The sequence below is a fragment of the Corynebacterium sp. HMSC073D01 genome, from assembly GCF_001815555.1.
Classification (GTDB): Bacteria; Actinomycetota; Actinomycetes; order Mycobacteriales; family Mycobacteriaceae; genus Corynebacterium; species Corynebacterium glucuronolyticum.
In genome coordinates, this window is the sequence record NZ_KV821069.1 from 1 (window position 1) to 17,948 (window position 17,948).

Consider the following 17,948-nt stretch of genomic DNA (forward strand, 5'->3'; position numbering starts at 1 on the left):
TAACCCGACCAGACCCACAAAAGTTATCCACAAGCGCAAAAATCCCCGTGGAAATTCCACGGGGATTGGTGCGTGTACTAGGCGAGTTCGACCAGCGTCTGACCACCCTGAACCGCGTCGCCTTGGGCAACGAGGATCTTGCCCACGGTGCCGTCGGCGGGAGCGGTGATTTCCGTCTCCATCTTCATGGCTTCGAGGACGATGACGACCTGGCCGGCCTTCACTTCGTCACCCTCGGCCACGAGAATCTTGAACACGGAGCCGGCCAGTGGTGCGGTGATACCGTCACCGGAGGCAGCCGGTGCTGCATCGGCGCTTGCGGCACCGGCACCTGCTGTGCTGGAGCCACCAATGTTGATGGAACCGAGCGTGCGGCGCTCCTCCTCTACTTCGACGTCGACATCGTAGGCGATGCCGTTGACTGTTACCTTCAGTTTCATGGGTTTCTTCTCTACCTTCTACGATGCTTAGACGTTGAGTGCGTGTCGTTGTTGGAACCTGCGCCCCTGGGAAGCCCAGGTGTCGGTGCGGGCGAAGCGAACAGCCTTGACTGTGCCCCTGTTGCCTAGGTAGGCAGACACAGCGGCGGCAATCGCCATGAGCGTGTCCTCCGGAATATCGGCATTGAGGCGCTTTTCCATCTGCTCGAGGCGGCGCTCCGTCTGGCCGAGGCGGTGCTGGAGGTCACGCACCATCTCAAAAAGTTCAGCTTGTGTGGGCTCATTCATGTGTATTCACAGCCTTCTTACATCGGGGTAAGGCCGTGCTTCTTGAACGGCCTGGTTTCGCGCTTGTTTGCAAGGACCTCAAGAGCCATTGCAATTTCAGCGCGCGTATCGGCAGGATCAATGATGTCGTCCACAAGGCCACGGGAGGCGGCCATGAACGGCGTGGAGAAGGTGTCCTTGTACATCTGCGTCAGCTCCTCGCGACGAGTCGCAGGATCCTCGGCAGCGGCGATCTCCTTGCGGAAGACCACGTTGACGGCACCTTCTGCACCCATGACGGCGACCTCAGCGGTCGGCCATGCAAGCACACGATCAGCACCCAAGTCCTTCGAGCACATCGCGAGGTGGGAACCACCGTAGGACTTGCGCAGCTCAATGGTCACCAGCGGGACGGTTGCGTGGGAGTAGGCGTAAAGCATCTTCGCGCCGTGGCGAATGATGCCGCCGTGCTCCTGTGCGACACCGGGCAGGAAGCCGGGGACGTCGACAAGCGTCACGATCGGGATGTTGAAGGCGTTGCAGAAGCGAACGAACTCTGCGCCCTTATCGGAGGAATCGATGTCCAGTACACCGGACATGACCGAGGGGTTGTTCGCCACAAAACCAACGGTGCGGCCGGTGATGCGACCGAAGCCAACAACAAGGTTGCGGGCAAAGCCGGCCTTGACCTCAAGGAAGTCTCCCCAGTCGGCGATCTTCCTGATGATGTCGCGCACGTCGTAGCCCTTCTTGCCTTCCACCGGGACGATGTCGCGGAGCTCCGGGTCGGGCTCGACGTTGTAGTCCGGGTCAACGATCGGGGGCTCTTCGGTGTTGTTTTGCGGCAGGAAGCTCAGGAGCTTCTGCGCGATGAGGATCGCTTGCTCGTCGTCGTCGGCAACGAAGTGGATATTGCCGGACTTCGTCATGTGAGCGTCAGCGCCACCCAGTTCGTCCTGGGTAACTTCCTCACCGGTGACCTGCTTGATCACGCCCGGGCCCGTGATGAACATGTGAGCCTTGCGGGTCTGAATAATGAAGTCGGTCAGTGCCGGGGAGTACGCAGCACCACCGGCGCACGGGCCGGCGATGATGGAGATCTGCGGCACGAGGCCACTGAGCATGACGTTCTGGTAGAAAACCTTGCCGTAGCCGGACAGGGAGTCGATGCCCTCCTGCACGCGGGCTCCGCCGGAATCGTTGAAGAAGATGAACGGCGTGCCGGTGGTAGCCGAACTCTTCATGGTGTTAGCCACCTTGTTGGACTGCATCTCACCAGCGGAGCCACCCATGACGGTGAAGTCCTGGGAGGCGATGTGGACGGGGCGGCCGAGGACAGCTGCCGAGCCGGTGACCACGCCGTCGGCGGGTGCATCGGCCTTATCCATACCGAAGTGCGTCGTGCGGTGCTTGGCAAACATGCCGACTTCCGAGAAGGTGCCTTCGTCGACAAACTTTTCGATCCGCTCGCGGGCGGTCAGCTTGCCACGGTCATGCTGCTTCTGAATGCGCTTTTCGCCGCCGCCAAGGCGGACGCGCTCTTTTTCCTTTTCGAGGTGTTCGAGTCGCTCCTGCATTGAGCGTTCTTCAGCCATGTGTTTTCTTCCCCTCCTTTACGCCGGCTCGACCTTGACGGACTCTTCGCGGCCACCGACCGACACACGGTAGGTAATCGGCTCGCGGATCGCGTTGGCAGCACCGGAAGCGGCTTCTGCCTCGCGCTTGAGCTGCTCCTCGGTCTTGCCCACGTTCTTCGGGCCCTCGGGGCGCTCCTGGAAGAACTTGGGTGCGACGCCCGGGAACATAGCGTTGGTGAGGACATCCTCGTCAGTGCCGTCAAAGCCCTCGAGCTTCTTGGTCTCCTCGACGAGCTGATCCCACTCGGGTTCGAGCAGATCTGCCGGACGGCAGGTAATGGGCTCCTTCTTGGTCTGTTCCTGAGCCTGCTTGACAAGCTCGGGGTTACGCTCACCGGGGCACTCGCCGTAGTAGCCGAGCATGAGGTCGGCGAACTCGGCGGTGAGAACCTTGTAGCGACCCATGAGGACGTTGAACACGGCCTGCGTACCAACGATCTGGGAGGACGGGGTAACCAGCGGCGGGTAGCCTGCGTCCTTGCGGACGAGCGGAACTTCCTTCATCACTTCATCGATGCGGTCGCCCGCGCCCTGGGCCTTGAGCTGGCTTTCCATGTTGGAGAGCATGCCACCCGGGATCTGGGACTGGAAGATGTTGGTGTTGACCAGGGTCTTGGACTCAAATTCTGCGTACTTCGGGCGGACGGCCTTGAAGTGATCGCGGATCTTCAGCAGCTTGTCCATGTCCAGGCCGGTCTCGTAGCCGGTTCCTTCAAGCATTTCGACGAGAGATTCCGTCGGGTTGTGGCCAGGTCCGAGAGACATCGAGGAGATGGCGGTATCGACAACATCGGCACCAGCTTCGATGGCCTTCATGAGGGTAACCATGGTGACACCCGTGGTCGAGTGGCAGTGGACGTTGATCTGCGTATCCTCGCCGTACTTTTCCTTAATACCCTTGACTATGTCGTAGGCGGGCTGCGGCTTGAGCAGTGCTGCCATGTCCTTGAGGGCGATGGAATCAGCACCCATGTCGAGCAGGCGGCCGGCCAGGTCAATGTAGCCCTGGACATCGTGGAGCGGGGAGACCGTGTAGCAGATGGTGCCCTGTGCGTGGCCGCCGACCTTCTTCACGGCGTTCATTGCGTGCTCGAGGTTACGGGGATCGTTGAGGGCATCAAAGACGCGGAATACGTCCATGCCGTTTTCGCGGGACTTCTCCACGAACTTGTCCACCACCATATCTTCATAGTGGCGGTAGCCGAGGAGGTTTTGACCGCGAAGCAGCATCTGAAGACGGGAGTTGGGCATCAGTTTGCGGAAGGTCCGCAGCCTCTCCCAGGGATCTTCATTGAGGAAGCGGATGCAGGAGTCGTAGGTTGCCCCGCCCCAGCATTCCACGGACCAGTATCCCGCCTGGTCCATTTCCTCACAGATACCCACCATGTCTTCCATGGCCATTCGCGTTGCCATGAGAGACTGGTGCGCATCGCGCATTGCCAATTCTGTGACACCGATTTTCCTTGTGGCGTTAGAACTCATACTTACTAACCTAGGCGAGTGACTTCATTCCTGCATATCAGAATGGTGTGACGTAAGGCGCTTTTTGGGTTTGTTCCCACAAACGATTGATCAACAATGCCCGAATTGGATAAAACCCCAGTTCGTCAGACCAATTTCAAACAGCGTTTGCCATTTGTGAAGTTTATCACACACCCCTTTTATTGTGACTTAGCGAGACCCCTCTTTTCCCCCACCATCAAGACATCCGCCAGACGTAAAGCTACAGTTACAAGAAAACCGCCCGATAGTATTCAGAGGAGCATCTCCCCCGCCATGAAGAAAACGCTCTGCGTCGTCTTGACCATCTCCGCCATCATGTTCACGGGGTGTACGTCCCCAAACAAGAGCGCAGAAGTCACCGAGACAGCGATCACGACCCGAACCGCACAGGTTACAGCCTCGCCAGAGGCCTCTGAATCAGCAAGCTCGTCTGCTGCAGAAACGAAAAAAGAAAAGAAAGGACGGAAAAAGACCCCGCGCACACTCGTCGAAAGTGGATCTACTGTTGTCGTTACCGCCGACGAGGACGAGCCCGCTGACAGCGACCGAAAGGAGCCAACCGCACGCCGAAGCGCACAGCGTGAGCACGCAGCCCGACCAGAGAACGGTGCGCCCGTGGCGCCGGTCATTACCGACGACGATTTCAGCCAGCCGTCGAATAGCGAGAACGAAGCCCCCGCGGACAAAGAAAAGACAAGCAACGGCGTGACGTGCTACAACGAGAACGGCTATGTTTTCATTTCCCGGAACAACGGGAAAAACGGTTTCTCCGCGCAGGTCACCGAAGGCGACTCCCCGGAGCTGGAAAGCCTCGGTGCGACCACCGACGGCGGATCTCTTGCCTACGATGCCTCCGTGGGCAACGGTGACGTGGAAGTAATAAAGGACGGATCCACCTATCGCTTCGTAGGGAACGCCTACCTCGACAGCGATAACGACGGAGATTCCTCTTTCGACTTCTCAGCCACGTGCCCGCAGTAACGAATGCCAGCGTACTGAGTACACGTTTCGGTGAGATTACGGTAGTCACCCAGGGCAACCGCGTGGTGAGGGTGGTTCTGCCCGGCCACGACGCACCACTGGCTGCCCCCAGCGACGCGAGCGAGCGAGCGGCAACGCACATCGCACAGTACCTCTCGCGCTCTAGGACACAGTGGAACCTAGATATCGCTGTCCCCGCAGGAACTCCGTTCCAACTCGCCGTGTGGCGTGCATTGACCGCAATCCCCTTCGGGGAAACGCGCACGTACGGTCAGATTGCGGAAGCTATCGGGCATCCGCGCGCAGCGCGCGCCGTTGGCACAGCCTGTGCCCTCAACCCCGTGCCACTTCTCGTCCCATGCCACCGCGTCGTGCCTGCCGGCGGTGGCGTCGGCAACTACGCGGGAGGAACTGCGATGAAAGCAGCGCTTCTTGGCATGGAACGCGAGGTTATCGCACATGCAAGCTAGACCAAGGACACCGCGTTAGCGGACGTGCCCGCCCTGAGCGGCGATTTCTTCCAGTGCTTTGGCACCGTTATCCTCATTGACCGCGGCAACGAGCTCCTTGAGTACGCTCACATCGAAGCCTTCCTTCAGCCCGTCACGTGCGGTTGCGCGAACGCAGAAATCCGTGGCAATACCGCACACGTGCAGGTGAGTGATACCGCGGGCGTGAAGCCAATCCCCTAGGGATTCGCCGTCGCACGCTCCCTCGAATCCTGAGTATGCGGCGGAGTACTCGCCTTTAGTAAATGTGGCCTCGATGTACTTTTCCGCCGGCGCGAGGGCCGGGTGCAGGGCGGCACCTTCCGTCCCCTTCACACAGTGGACGGGCCAGGTATCCACATAATCGGGATGATCTGAAAAGTGTGTGCCCGGATCGATATGCCAGTCTTTTGTTGCCACAATCGCTCCGTAGTAGCTGCGGTGTCCAGCGACAAAAGAGGCGATGGCGGCAGCTACATCTGCGCCTCGTTCGGTAGCGAGGGAGCCACCGGGGCAGAAATCATTCTGCACGTCGACGATAATGAGGGCAGTATTTTCCCCAGCGGGCGCGTTGCCGGTGTGCGTGGCTGTTGTAGAGGCCTCAGCGGAACTCATCCTTTTTCTCCTTGTCCAGTAGTGAACGCTCGAAAGTGAACGCTGTAGAGTGTGGGTTTTGGACTCAACAGTAGTCTTTCATGTGTAACAATGGCATCGCGCATGCGCTAGCGAAATGACGAGTAATGACGAGTAATAACGCTGCTGAAACCGCCAACGCTGAAGCGACCATCACAGAAGCACCTAGCGCCCGAACAACAAACACCGACAAAAATATGAAAGGTACGCCAACCGTGCGACACTCTCTGACGGCATTCGCTGTGCTTGTAGCCCTCTGTTTTCCTGGAATTGGAGTGGCTCAGCAACTCCCGGGTGGAGTGAGCGTCCAAGAGGTGCAGGCAGCCATCTCTCAGCCCATTTCGGTTCCTGCCGGGCAAACGATCACGGTAGACCTGGGTGTTCCTGTTCAGGCACAGTACTCGGGCGACGGGTGGCAGGTGTCTACATCAGGGACACAGGTGACGGTTACCGCACCTGCAGGAGGCGGTTCCACGATCTCCGTTCCTGCACAGGCCGCAGGTTATTCGGCGACCATCACACTGGTATCCGACCCAGTTGTCGCAGCTCCAGTCCCGAACACCAACGATGAGAGTGGCAACGACTCGGGGACGAACGATGCGGAACAGCCAGACACCACATCCGACGTGGGCAACGGGACAGCCGACTCCACCCACCCTGCGCGCGAGCAGGCATCCCCAGTGAGCGATACGGACGCCCGGCGCATTGACCTCACTGCCACGGTGTCCGGCAATACCATTACCTCACAGCTCGGGCTCCTGGAGGCGGCACGCTTGTACAACGAATTCTCCGGCGTCGACCAGGAGGGACTCTCCATCCGCTACGTCGATTCGACGGGACAGATCATCAAGGGTGTCAAGAGAGCAATTGACAAGGAGTCCCGGACGCTGACGCTCACCTATCCGGAGGGCGAGACCCCGGATAATCCCTTCATCATCCAGGTCATCCGAGACAAGGACACAGCAATTGCCGTCGTGACGCTGACGGACCCAGATGCCCCTTCCGGCGCGACAGTAGGAAACAACGAGGAGGATCCCACGGCGCCGAACAAAAATGCAACGCCGGGGAAGGACAAGGAGAAAAACGGCGGCTCCTCCGTGACCTCTTTCATCGGCATCGCCGCACTCGCCGGTGTCGGTGTACTCGTTCTCCTCGCTGTCATCCTGACTGTCGGGAGGAAGAGGAAGTAGGATGGCTTCGCTGTATTCACGGCTAACAGCCCTCGACGGCAAAGGCTACGGCGCCTACAAGTCGCTCGTTGGTCGTTATGACCTGGGGCGGATGACGCTTGCCATAGACCGCGTCCAGTCAGATCCGTACGCACCGCCGTCGAAAATGCATGTGGAGCTTCCCAACCCGGCACCTGATTTCCACCCGGTTCCGGTGTGTGACCAGGTGGTCCGCGCTGTGGCGGGCGCTTTCCGAGGTCACCGCGATATAAGCATCGACAGCCCGGGGCAGGAGGTTCTTCCGACGGCTAGCTGCGTCGACCGCAACGGGACGCTCCACATCCGGTTTTTTGTGCAGCTTCCGGCGCGTGGGCGTCGGATCCTCGGCCGTGCCGCAGCTCACCTCATCTGCGATGATCTTCCTGACGCTCTGGAGGACGCTTTCGAGGGCTTCGACCCAACCGCCGCAGTTCAGCTCTACAACCAGCAGGAGAGGATGCGCGCAGCGCTCGGCGAAAATGTCGCTTTTATCGCCGACGGGGCGATCCTCCCCCGCGCCACCGGCACTTCTCCCCTGCCACTTACCGGTGCCGTCCCGTTCCGCTCTCCGGAGTCTTTGCGTACGAACATTGCCGGCGTGACAGGGATGGGCATTCCACGAGGTGTCACCGTCATCGTTGGTGGAGGTTTTCACGGAAAATCAACGCTGCTCAACGCTCTTTCGCTGGGAGTGTACAACCACACGCTTGCCGACGGCCGCGAGTACGCAGTCACGAATCCAACCGCCGTGCACGTGCGCGCCGAGGACGGCCGTGCGGTGGCCGGGGTGGATATCTCCGAGTTCATCTCTTCGCTCCCCACCGGCGCAGATACGACTCACTTCACCACTGCAAACGCCTCCGGTTCAACCTCGCAGGCGGCCTCAGTCATGGAGGCGCTGGAGGCCTGCGCTGAGGTTTTGCTTATCGACGAGGACACGTCGGCCACCAATTTCATGATCCGCGATGCGCGGATGAAGAAGCTCGTCACCGCTGAGCCCATCACACCGCTGGTTGATCGTGTCCGGGCACTGTGGCGCGATCACGGCGTGTCCACTGTCATCGTCGCCGGTGGCTCCTCCGCATTTATCGATGTCGCGGACACCGTCATCGCGATGGAAAATTACGAGCCCCGTGATGCAACTGCTGCTGCGAAGGAGCTAGCCGAACCAGTCGACGAACAGGCCCCGTTTGCTCTGCCCAAGCCACGTATAGTCGCAGCGTTGAAAACACAGCACGGTAAGCGGAAAAAGCAACCACAAGCCAAGGATGCGGGGACGATCCGCCACGGCAAGGAAAACGTCGATATTTCCGCAGTGGAGCAGGTCGTGTCCCGCTCGCAGACAGCGGGTATCGCCCGCGCCCTCGGCTGGATGGAGGATCACGTCGATGGGCGCACCCCCCTTACCCAGCTTGCCGAGGACGCCACCGCAGCCACCAGTGCCCTCATCCACGGCGATGATCACCCCGGAGCGCTTGTTATGCCCCGCCCTCTCGAGGTCGCGTTCGCTCTAAGCCGGCACCGAGGGCTCAAGGTCTAGCATCGTTCGAGGCCACAGACGTGTTCCCCTCCTGTGTTACGGTATGAGAAAAGCACTTCAACTCTGGGGGTTTTGACATGACAAACGCAAAGAAGCCATTCACTTCCGTCGAGATATGCGCCGGCGGTGGTGGCCAAGCGCTTGGCCTTGAACGTGCTGGATTCGAGCACCTCGCCGTTGTCGAGATTGATTCAAACGCATGCGAAACGTTGCGTCTTAATCGAGGCGAAGAGTGGAACATCGTCGAGCAGGATGTCCACACGTTCGACGGTGCACCATACAAGGGAGTTGACCTTTTCGCAGGCGGGGTACCATGTCCCCCTTTTTCGATTGCTGGAAAGCAGCGTGGTCCCGAAGATGAACGGGATCTTTTCCCGCGTGCGTTGGATCTAATCGATCAAATTAAGCCACGCGCCGTCCTCCTGGAAAACGTTAAAGGTCTTGGGCAGAAGCGATTTGATGACTATCGCGCCAAGATAATTGAACGGCTGAATCAAATGGGTTACGACGTCTTTTGGGAGCTCATTCAGTCTGCTGACTACGGCGTGCCCCAGTTGCGGCCCCGATTCATACTTGTAGCGCTGCGTAAAGAGTACTCGCCCTACTTCGAATTCCCAGAACCTATGCCACACCGTATCACGGTTGGAGAGGCTCTTCACGGCCTCATGGAGGAAAAAGGCTGGCCTGGCGCTGATCTGTGGGCTAAACGCGCCAATAATGTCGCACCAACGCTAGTAGGCGGTTCAAAGAAACACGGTGGACCCGATGTCGGACCGACACGTGCTCGAGCAGCATGGGCCAAATTAGGTGTAAGAGGTACCTCGATTGCAGAAGAAGCTCCCGGCGTGGACTTCACCACAGACGCTGATATCGACATGCCTCGACTTACGGTGCGTATGGGAGCTGTTATCCAGGGTTTTCCAGAAGATTGGAAATGGGCTGGTGGTAAGACGGCTCAGTGGCGCCAGGTTGGTAATGCCTTTCCCCCACCAGTAGCAGAGGCCATCGGCACTGCGATCAGCAAAGCTTTAAGACAAGTTGAGGTCTTCCCTTGCCAGGAGTCAATCGCGTTTTAATACTGGTTTTTGATAGAAAGCTACGAGCATGAACACAAGCATCATTTCCCGAGCCCGCAAGCAGTTTCATGCCGATCTAACGTCAAGCGATGGTCCATTATGCTTGCTTAAAGATGGCGATCAATTTTGCATGGCGAGCAATGCGGATAGGTCGCAGACCACTTCTAAAGCCGTCTCTTTATCTATCGCAAAACAATTAGGGGCAGCTCCGCGGTTATCAAAACCACAAGGGCAAACGATGGGCAAACTATTTGAGCAGGCGGTAAGGGACTTTTTGCAAACGTGTCTACCGCATCTATATCACGTGCGTCCCGGCCCCTGGCGTGTTGCTAACGTGGGAGAAAATCGCAGAGAGGATCAACTAGCGAAGTACTACCCGTATCGACATCTCGATGATCTCGCACATGCTGTGGATGAAAATCCTGGCCTATTGGCTGTCCTTGGGAACCTGTACATGGTTAGTCCCGATGTCCTAGTAATTAGGGACGCACTCTCAGACGATGCCATCAACAAGACTGAAAATGTTGTTGACGGATTTTCAGCAACCTATTCTCCTGTGAGAGCAACAAACGTTCCTGCTTCGTCAAACTCCGAACCTGCTTTTATCCATGCAGTCATTTCATGTAAATGGACGATGCGGTCCGACCGAGCTCAAAATACTCGCTCTGAAGCCCTGAACCTTATCCGTAACAGGAAAGGACGGACACCCCATATTGTGGCGGTGACTGCGGAGCCCTCCATTTCCAGGATCGCCTCTATCGCGCTGGGAACTGGAGACATCGACACCACATACCACTTTGCTCTTCCTGAGCTCATCACTGCGGTCAAAGAGACCTGTAACGATGAGGCGCTACTCATGCTCGACACTCTCGTCACAGGCGACCGTTTGCGAGACATTTCCGATCTACCGATTGACCTCGCTATCTAAAGCCAATCTCAAGGGGCTACTGCAGCGGGCCCATACTCATAATCTGCTTCCACAGGTTCCACTGATCCTGCAACTGATGGGCAGTGTCCGGCGAATCTTCGTCGGCTGTCAGCGTGCCGTCTTTCAGGTGTGCATCGACGGTAATGACTTCCTGGTTGTCGTAGAAGAGCGCACGATGGCCCGCCGCGCCGTAGCGAATAACAGGCGTGAGGTTCATACCATCGACGGACAGGGGCGCGTTGGGCCGAGTATCCACGCCGGTAATCGCGGCAATGGTGGGCACAATGTCCAAGGTGGAGACGAGCTCGGTGCACACTGTGCCGGGTTTAGTCACCCCAGGCCAACGGACGACGAACGGGGTGGAGTAGTCATCGTCGACAGGGTTGGGACTGACAGCGACAATGACGGCTTCCGGATTGAGGTCCGAGACATCCATGTCGAACCGCCGGCACTCAATGAGCTGTAGTCCTCCTTCACCAAGATATTCGGTAGCTGTAAGCGGGATAATCTCTTCAATTCTTGTTTGTGGCTTGCGCTGTTGGTATTGGCCGGTCAGAAGTGCCAGCCTACTTTCCGCGAAGTCCGCTGAGGTGGTGTGCGCGTTGGTAAAACGGAGCCCACAATCAAGGGGCAGACCATCGTGTTCAGCGGCTGAAATCAAGATGACGTCCATACCCGTTACTTAACCACACTCACCATTCGACACCCGCACACTCCGGCCACATGCGCACCTACAATGGCGAAAAGAGACAACGCCGGACATTCCGTTATCAAGGTTCGTCCACCGAAGCACCGTTGACCATCAGTGCATCGACTACCTGTTTCGCCTACTAACCGTTGTGTTGATAACTAACCATTGTGTTAACCGACCGTTGTGTAGTTAACCGACCGTCGTGCTGACTGACCGTTGGGCTAGCTGGCCGTTGTATTGACCACCGTCGTCCTCTTAGGAAAGGAAGGAAAAGTCACGTGGCTGCGCTGAACTCCTCTCCCACTACAGACAGAGTCAAAGCACCTAAGGAATACCCGGATGCTGCGAAGACGAGGTCAACGGCTGCGAATCCACATGTCGAGGACTACGACGTCATCATTATCGGTGGCGGACAAGCAGGCCTTGCGACCGCCTACTACGTACGGAAAAAGACGAACAATTTCCTGATCCTCGACAACCAACAGAAACCCGGTGGTGCGTGGCTCCACGTGTGGGAGTCCATGACGCTGTTCTCTGCGGCAAGCTTCTCCAACCTCCCGGGTCTCCCCATGCCCCCAACACCGGGCTACCCCACCAAACACCATGTCATCTCATACCTCGAGGAATACGAGCGACGCTACCAGCTTCCCGTACTACGCCCCGTGGAAGTGACTGACATTTCCTACGGCGGAGAACACTTCTCTATAAACGGCGCGTGGGCGGCGAAGGAACTTATCGGCGCGACCGGCACGTGGTCCGCGCCCTTTATCCCCAACTATCCTGGGTCCTTTAGTGGTCAGCAATGGCACTCCGCAAACTACCCGGGGCCCGAGCCATTTACAGGGCACTCTGTAGCCGTAGTCGGGGGTGGAAACTCTGCTGCACAGATCGCCACAGAGCTATCGGATGTTTCCACGGTCACCTGGTATACCCGTCGGCCTCCTCGCTTCATGCCCGACGATGTTGATGGGGTCGCGCTGTTTCGCCGAAACAGACAACGGATGCTGGCTATTCTCCGTGGCGAAGACGACCCGGGGCCGGATTCAGATCTCGGCGATATCGTCGTGCTTCCCCGAGTTAAGGAGGCGCGAGATTCCGGCCTACTCACTGCGACACCGATGTTTTCCCACCTTGATGAGTTACACCACGATGACGTGATTTGGTGCACCGGTTTTCGCCCGGCGCTGGGACCGCTGCGTCAGCATCGGGATAATCCGCACCTTCACCTCGTGGGCTACGGCGACGTGGTCGGGCCCGGCGCGGCAACAATTACAGGTGTCGGCCCGTATGCAAAGCAGGCTGCGCGTGCCGCCACCCACGAGCTGTAACAGTCGTTTCGCATAAACAACGTTTTCACGGAAACGGTACGGAAACGGTAAGGAAATGGTTGGGCAACTGGAAAACACACGAATCTGTATCAGGTTCCGCAGTTCGGCATGCCCACTTTCGGGTGTATGCACGGTGTGTCCAATGCCACTCATTCTGTAAGAGATTCTTATATACCTACGTTAATCAATATCCGCGCTGGCAGGTATCTACATTCCTTTTTATGAGCCCTGTACTGGCGTTTTATGAATCCAACAAACCCCTTCGCGCATGCTAGTGTTAGTTAAGTGATTTCTAAGAAAACTCTCGCCGCCGCCACCATCGTGGTGGGGCTCATCACCGGGGCTACCCCTGCGTTTGCACAGCCGTATTACTCCGTCAGCCAGGGAGACAAGGCCATCCTCCTGCCGCCCGGCTCAAATAACGGAAGTAAGTGCACCGTGGGCTATAACGGCAACGGGTTCAGCTACGTCTCCGCACACTGCGGCAAAGACGGTTACGCCGTCCACCTGCAACTCCCGAGCGGCTACACCAGCCCTCGAGTCGGCACTTTTCATCGCTCCCCCGCCGCATCCGTAGACAACGGCGCGGCCAACTTCAACGACTGGGGCGTCATCGAGTGGGATCGGTCTGTCACCATCGGACCAAACCGCTACTCCGGTGATGCGCTTATCGATCCAGATACTGTCACCTCCGGCGACACCGCCTGTGTCTATGGGGACACGACGAGGAAGATCTCCTGTGGCCCGTTTGTCGGAAACCTCGGCAAGACCTTCTTCGTCGATAACGTAACCACGAATCCGGGTGACTCCGGTGGCCCGATGTGGATTCCCGGACGCGGGCTCGTCGGTCTCATCTCGGGTCCAGATATGGCAAGTATGCAGAGCTGGAACGATTCTTGGTCTGTCAACGTCACTCGTGGCGCGCACCCGGGTATCAACGATTCCGGCCACACCGCTGACCAGCGCATACAAATGTTCTCCACATGGGTACACAATGGTTTTGTTCCCAGGGCCACTCCGGTCGTCTCCACCACCACGCCGGAGCCGACGCTGGCCCCCACTAGCGTAAGCCAGCCTGCCCCAGTGGAACCGACACGTGAGCCGCTGCAGCCAGCAACGACAACCGCTATACAGCCGCAGCCACACCCGACGACAGTAGAGCCGACCCCGCAGCCGACGACGGAGTGGCCTACTCCGTCCACAACCACACGCCCGAGCGATCCGTGGACGCCCGAGCCACTCATGACTTTCCACCCAGGTGAGGATGCCCACTTACGCCTCACGATTGGCCCTGACTACGACACCCTGGGCGTCACGCGCCTGGACCCCATCATGGACGAGTACGTGGACAACTCCCTCCTCAAGAAGAAGAAGGCGAAGGCCGTTTCCGAGGTTGAACCTGCGGATCTCAGTGCCCCATCCAACTCCGTAACACCGGCGGAACCACCGCGCACGACTCTGCCTAGTACCCCGGGCAGGGGCTACGTTTCACGCATGCCAGACGACGGTCGTGGCCTGACCACCCCGGAGATTATTGGCATCGCCCTGGGTAACGGCGACTTCTTCGGTTCGATCTGGTCGTATATCCGCCACATTTTCTGGCGGTAGTTTCGATCAGGGGAGCAGAATATGCTCTCCTACGTAAGCGTGTGAGCGCTTCACGTGGGGGCATCCCGTATTCCGGGTGCCCCCACACGCACACGCCCACACACTGGTTTTTTGCAGTGTTATGCTAGCTTCCGTGAAGCTATCACTCATCTCCCTTTCAACTGCGGTCGCCTTCGCGACGATCAGGGGAGGCGTGACCGCTTCCTCTGCGCCGGTCTTCACCGTAATACAAGGCGATCAAATCCTCACCGGGGCACCTGGTTCCTACCCGTCCGGCTCGTGCACTCGTGGCTTCAACGCCGAGGGTTTTAGCTAAACTGCAGCACACTGCAGAAACTCCGGGGACTATGTGTACATCCAGGATACCCAAGGCAGGGTGCAGGGACCTCTGGGGGTTCTCACGAATTCTCCTCGCTACAACGGCTCTAACAAGAACGTTGCAGTCGTTAACGACTGGGCCACGATCTCCTGGGCTGACTCGGTGCGGCTCGAACCAAACCGCTACACCGGGGCTACGATAGTGCCGATTTCCGACGTGCAGCTGGGCGAGACGGTGTGCGTATACGGAAACACCACGAAACGCGAAAGCTGCGGGAATTTCGCTGGTAGGACCGGCACCACCGTCTACGTCGAGCACGCTACGTCGGATCACGGCGACTCAGGAGGACCGCTATGGATCCCGGGCAGAGGACTGATCGGAGTGCTTGCCGGGTCAGATGAGATCGAATAACTATCAACTTTCCTGTTCACCAGGTATCACCTTCAGCTGGACCTCATCCGTGCCACTGCACCGGGGAGTCAACGGCGGAGCGGTTTCTGACGACGATATCTTTCACGTTGCACAGCGTTGGGATCGGCTGGGACGACCCGACCATATCGTCACGGTCTCGGAGAACTCGAATCTCAGCAGCGGAGATTCCACGGCCGAAGGCTCTTCTGACCTGACAGACAACGAAATCTGGGGTGTGGTCAGTGGAGTGATCGCGCTCATTAGCATCCTCGTAGGGCTGGCTCACCAATTCGGATTCGTACGTTAATGCCTATCCGCACGCCTTCGCGCGGGACGTTTGTCGCTCGATGCACTCTTACAGTGAGCACACCATACGCGCGCTACGCGCCGAGGGACTGTGCCAAAACTCGCCCTGTTGGCGTGTCCATCGCGGCAAGTCCCGCTGGCGTTGTATCAGCAATCACCGTGCCACCATCGGTGCCAGCACCGGGTCCCATCTCGATGACGCGATCGGTGGCTGCAATGGCGTGCAGGTTGTGCTCTGCCATGACGACGGTATCGCCACGCTCCACAATGCGCCGAAGCTCGGTGACAAGCAGCGTAGCGTCAGCGGGGTGTAGACCTGTGGTGGGCTCATCGAGAAGGTAAATCGTCGTTCCGCGTGGTGCTTTCTGCAGGTGTGTCGCCAGCTTGATGCGCTGCGCCTCCCCGCCGGATAGTTCTGGCGCACCCTGGCCGAGGCGCAGGTAGCCAAGCCCCACCGCCTGCAGGGCAGTGATGGATTTCATGACTGTCTTGTCACCGGTAAAGACTTCCGCCGCCGCGTCGACGGTGAGGTCCAGAACCTCGGCGATGGTGAGGCCGTTCCATGTCACCTCGAGGGTCTCGTCGTTGAAGCGCCCGCCGTGGCAGGTCGGGCATTGCGTATACGAACCGGGCAGGAAGACGAGTTCCACCTCGATCTTCCCCTCCCCCTTGCATGTTGGGCACTGCCCCTTGGTCACGTTGAACGAGAAGTGAGAGACGTTCCATTTCCGTTTCTTCGCCGCATCGGTCTGCGCGAAAAGCTTCCGCACCCTGTCGAACAGCCCGGTGTAGGTGGCCAGGCACGACCGGGGTGTCCGGCCGATGGGTTTCTGTGTGATCTGGACGAGCTTGTCCACATCCTCGCTTTCCTCTGCCACGCGGGCGATCTCAGAAATGAGGGTGGATTTGCCCGAACCGGACACGCCGACGATGGAGGTGAACTGCCCGAGGCCGAGGTCGATGGTGACATGGTCAAGGTTGTGGGCGGTCAGATCGGTAAGCGGTACGGTTCCGGTCGCCTCTGTTTGTTGCTTGTCGACGAGCGTGACCTCCCTGTGCGCGAGTGCATCATGGGTAGGACTGTCCACAGCAAAGCCTGCGGTCGGCCCCGAGTATAGGACCTCACCGCCGCCTTCCCCGGCGCGCGGGCCGACATCGACGATCCAGTCGGCTTGGGCCACAAGGTCCATGTCGTGCTCGACGATGATGACGGAGTTCCCAGCGTCGATAAGCCTTCTGAGCAGCGGAACCAGAGCCTGGCGCTCCGATGCGTGCAAACCTGCCGACGGCTCGTCGAGAACGTAGAGCACACCGAAGAGTCCCGAGCGGAGCTGAGCGGCCAGCCGTAGGCGCTGGAGCTCACCAGCAGACAGGGTCGTTGTTTGCCGGTCGAGAGACAGGTGTCCGAGGCCGAGCTCGAGGCAGGAGCGGAGGATGGGCAAGAGGGCACCGATGAGGATCCGTTCTGCCTCCTGCGTCGCCGGTTGCGCCTCGATGAGCGTTGTCAACTCTGCCAGAGGCAGGGCGTTGAGCTCGTCGATACGCAGGCCCGCATATGTCACACGCAACGCCTCCTGCTTCAACCGGCGCCCACCACATGTGGTGCACGGGTGAGACTCCATGAAGGACAAGGTGCGAGCGCGCAGCGTGTCCGACTGCGTGGTGGCCAATGTCTTGGTGAGGTAGGACTGTACCGAGTGCCACGTGCCCTCGTACGTGCGCTGTACCTGGTCAGCACCGCGAATGGGGTGGATTTCCACGACGGGCTCCTCGTCGGTGAACAGGATCCAATCCCGATCCTCCCGCGAGAGGTCACGCCACGGCGTGTCCATATCGAAGCCCAACGCTTCGAGGATGTCGTGGAAGTTTTTGCCTGCCCACGCACCCGGCCACGCGGTGATCGCGCCCTCGTCGATGGTGAGGTTCGGGTCCTTCACCATCGATTCTTCCGTGGCCACGTGACGCACGCCGGTGCCTTGACAGTCCGGGCACATGCCCTCGGGGGTGTTCGGAGAAAAAGAATCAGAGTACAAAATACCCATTCCCTCTGGGTACGTACCCACGCGGGAAAACAGCAGCCGAACCGTGTTGCTCATCGTGGAGACAGTCCCCACCGTGGAGCGCGCCGAGCCTCCCGAGGTGGACTGCTGCAGTGCCACCGACGGCGGTAGTCCCTCAATGGAGGCCACCTGCGGATCGACGGCGGAGGCAATGAGCCGTCGGGCGAAGGGTGCTACGGATTCCAGGTAGCGGCTCTGCGCCTGCCCGTGAATCGTCCCGAATGCCAGCGAGGATTTCCCCGATCCACTCACTCCCGTGAAGGCGACGAGCTTCCCCCGCGGAACGTCGACATCCACATGGCGGAGGTTGTGGAGGTGTGCGTCGCGAACCCGGATCATTGAATCTGCTGCAGTACTCATGTGCACCCGATTGTAGGGCACTGTGGTTTTTAATGCTGAGGAGTCAAGAAGGAAGCGAACCAGTGGCGAGGAAATACGGGCTCATGGGCGTGTCCAGCCATAAGGAGGAAATATAACCACTGGAGTGGAGGACCTTCGGTTCCTGCCTCTCAAATTCACACCAA

At 58.8% G+C, this 17,948-nt stretch carries 18 protein-coding genes; 11 read left to right on the forward strand and 7 right to left on the reverse strand.

The window, feature by feature from the left end; translation table 11 throughout:
- Nucleotides 1-77 precede the first annotated feature (77 nt).
- Genes HMPREF3044_RS09145 through HMPREF3044_RS09160 form a run of 4 tightly spaced genes read right to left on the reverse strand, consistent with a single transcriptional unit; the run spans nucleotide 78 to nucleotide 3,826 of the window.
- Nucleotides 78-440 carry a biotin/lipoyl-containing protein gene (locus HMPREF3044_RS09145; protein ID WP_005390241.1) on the reverse strand — a complete coding sequence of 121 codons (363 nt, stop codon included), beginning with the start codon at nucleotides 438-440 and terminating at the stop codon, nucleotides 78-80.
- Between the two features lie 27 nt (nucleotides 441-467).
- Nucleotides 468-728, reverse strand: a complete 261-nt coding sequence (locus HMPREF3044_RS09150) for a hypothetical protein (RefSeq protein WP_005390242.1) — start codon at nucleotides 726-728, stop codon at nucleotides 468-470.
- A gap of 17 nt (nucleotides 729-745) precedes the next feature.
- The gene (locus tag HMPREF3044_RS09155; protein WP_005390243.1) at nucleotides 746-2,302 is read right to left on the reverse strand and encodes an acyl-CoA carboxylase subunit beta; all 1,557 of its coding nucleotides are present in this window, start codon (nucleotides 2,300-2,302) and stop codon (nucleotides 746-748) included.
- Nucleotides 2,303-2,320: 18 nt separating this feature from the next.
- A complete protein-coding gene (locus HMPREF3044_RS09160; RefSeq protein ID WP_005390244.1) occupies nucleotides 2,321-3,826 on the reverse strand; it encodes a methylmalonyl-CoA carboxytransferase subunit 5S in 1,506 nt (501 codons plus the stop codon).
- Nucleotides 3,827-4,120: 294 nt separating this feature from the next.
- On the opposite strand from HMPREF3044_RS09160, the gene HMPREF3044_RS09165 reads away from it, so the two are divergent.
- Both HMPREF3044_RS09165 and HMPREF3044_RS09170 read left to right on the forward strand, forming a co-directional pair.
- The gene (locus HMPREF3044_RS09165) at nucleotides 4,121-4,828 is read left to right on the forward strand and encodes a lipoprotein LpqH (protein WP_005395157.1); all 708 of its coding nucleotides are present in this window, start codon (nucleotides 4,121-4,123) and stop codon (nucleotides 4,826-4,828) included.
- Nucleotides 4,816-5,298, forward strand: a complete 483-nt coding sequence (locus HMPREF3044_RS09170) for a methylated-DNA--[protein]-cysteine S-methyltransferase (RefSeq protein ID WP_005395156.1) — start codon at nucleotides 4,816-4,818, stop codon at nucleotides 5,296-5,298. Before HMPREF3044_RS09165 ends, HMPREF3044_RS09170 begins: the two co-directional genes overlap by 13 nt.
- A gap of 15 nt (nucleotides 5,299-5,313) precedes the next feature.
- Here HMPREF3044_RS09170 and HMPREF3044_RS09175 read toward each other — a convergent pair whose 3' ends face one another.
- Entirely contained in the window at nucleotides 5,314-5,931 is a 618-nt protein-coding gene (locus tag HMPREF3044_RS09175; RefSeq protein WP_005390248.1) for an isochorismatase family protein, read from the reverse strand.
- A 233-nt stretch (nucleotides 5,932-6,164) separates the two neighbouring features.
- Here HMPREF3044_RS09175 and HMPREF3044_RS09180 point away from each other — a divergent pair, with 233 nt between their 5' ends.
- From HMPREF3044_RS09180 to HMPREF3044_RS09195, 4 genes are all read left to right on the forward strand, one after another.
- Entirely contained in the window at nucleotides 6,165-7,139 is a 975-nt protein-coding gene (locus tag HMPREF3044_RS09180; RefSeq protein WP_246820988.1) for a hypothetical protein, read from the forward strand.
- A gap of 1 nt (nucleotide 7,140) precedes the next feature.
- Nucleotides 7,141-8,697 (forward strand): ABC-ATPase domain-containing protein, encoded by a 1,557-nt coding sequence (locus tag HMPREF3044_RS09185; protein WP_070741088.1) that lies wholly within the window; start codon nucleotides 7,141-7,143, stop codon nucleotides 8,695-8,697.
- 77 nt (nucleotides 8,698-8,774) lie between these two features.
- Nucleotides 8,775-9,773 (forward strand): DNA cytosine methyltransferase, encoded by a 999-nt coding sequence (locus tag HMPREF3044_RS09190; RefSeq protein WP_005390251.1) that lies wholly within the window; start codon nucleotides 8,775-8,777, stop codon nucleotides 9,771-9,773.
- A 28-nt stretch (nucleotides 9,774-9,801) separates the two neighbouring features.
- Nucleotides 9,802-10,701 carry an NgoMIV family type II restriction endonuclease gene (locus HMPREF3044_RS09195; RefSeq protein ID WP_070741091.1) on the forward strand — a complete coding sequence of 300 codons (900 nt, stop codon included), beginning with the start codon at nucleotides 9,802-9,804 and terminating at the stop codon, nucleotides 10,699-10,701.
- 16 nt (nucleotides 10,702-10,717) lie between these two features.
- Here the strand turns inward: HMPREF3044_RS09195 and HMPREF3044_RS09200 are convergent, their stop codons facing one another.
- Nucleotides 10,718-11,374 carry a sulfatase/phosphatase domain-containing protein gene (locus HMPREF3044_RS09200; RefSeq protein ID WP_005395146.1) on the reverse strand — a complete coding sequence of 219 codons (657 nt, stop codon included), beginning with the start codon at nucleotides 11,372-11,374 and terminating at the stop codon, nucleotides 10,718-10,720.
- 296 nt (nucleotides 11,375-11,670) lie between these two features.
- On the opposite strand from HMPREF3044_RS09200, the gene HMPREF3044_RS09205 reads away from it, so the two are divergent.
- From HMPREF3044_RS09205 to HMPREF3044_RS09220, 5 genes are all read left to right on the forward strand, one after another.
- Nucleotides 11,671-12,720 carry an NAD(P)-binding domain-containing protein gene (locus HMPREF3044_RS09205; RefSeq protein ID WP_005390254.1) on the forward strand — a complete coding sequence of 350 codons (1,050 nt, stop codon included), beginning with the start codon at nucleotides 11,671-11,673 and terminating at the stop codon, nucleotides 12,718-12,720.
- Between the two features lie 285 nt (nucleotides 12,721-13,005).
- Nucleotides 13,006-14,328 carry a hypothetical protein gene (locus tag HMPREF3044_RS09210; RefSeq protein WP_070741094.1) on the forward strand — a complete coding sequence of 441 codons (1,323 nt, stop codon included), beginning with the start codon at nucleotides 13,006-13,008 and terminating at the stop codon, nucleotides 14,326-14,328.
- A gap of 133 nt (nucleotides 14,329-14,461) precedes the next feature.
- Nucleotides 14,462-14,644, forward strand: a complete 183-nt coding sequence (locus HMPREF3044_RS12965; RefSeq protein WP_141759677.1) for a hypothetical protein — start codon at nucleotides 14,462-14,464, stop codon at nucleotides 14,642-14,644.
- Nucleotides 14,645-14,704: 60 nt separating this feature from the next.
- On the forward strand, nucleotides 14,705-15,058 hold the full coding sequence (locus HMPREF3044_RS09215; protein ID WP_141759678.1) for a chymotrypsin family serine protease: 354 nt from the start codon (nucleotides 14,705-14,707) through the stop codon (nucleotides 15,056-15,058).
- A complete protein-coding gene (locus tag HMPREF3044_RS09220) occupies nucleotides 15,045-15,365 on the forward strand; it encodes a hypothetical protein (protein ID WP_141759679.1) in 321 nt (106 codons plus the stop codon). Before HMPREF3044_RS09215 ends, HMPREF3044_RS09220 begins: the two co-directional genes overlap by 14 nt.
- Before the next feature lie 73 nt (nucleotides 15,366-15,438).
- Here HMPREF3044_RS09220 and HMPREF3044_RS09225 read toward each other — a convergent pair whose 3' ends face one another.
- Nucleotides 15,439-17,784, reverse strand: coding sequence for an ATP-binding cassette domain-containing protein (locus tag HMPREF3044_RS09225; protein ID WP_236589127.1), 2,346 nt, complete (start codon nucleotides 17,782-17,784; stop codon nucleotides 15,439-15,441).
- Nucleotides 17,785-17,948: the final 164 nt, after the last annotated feature.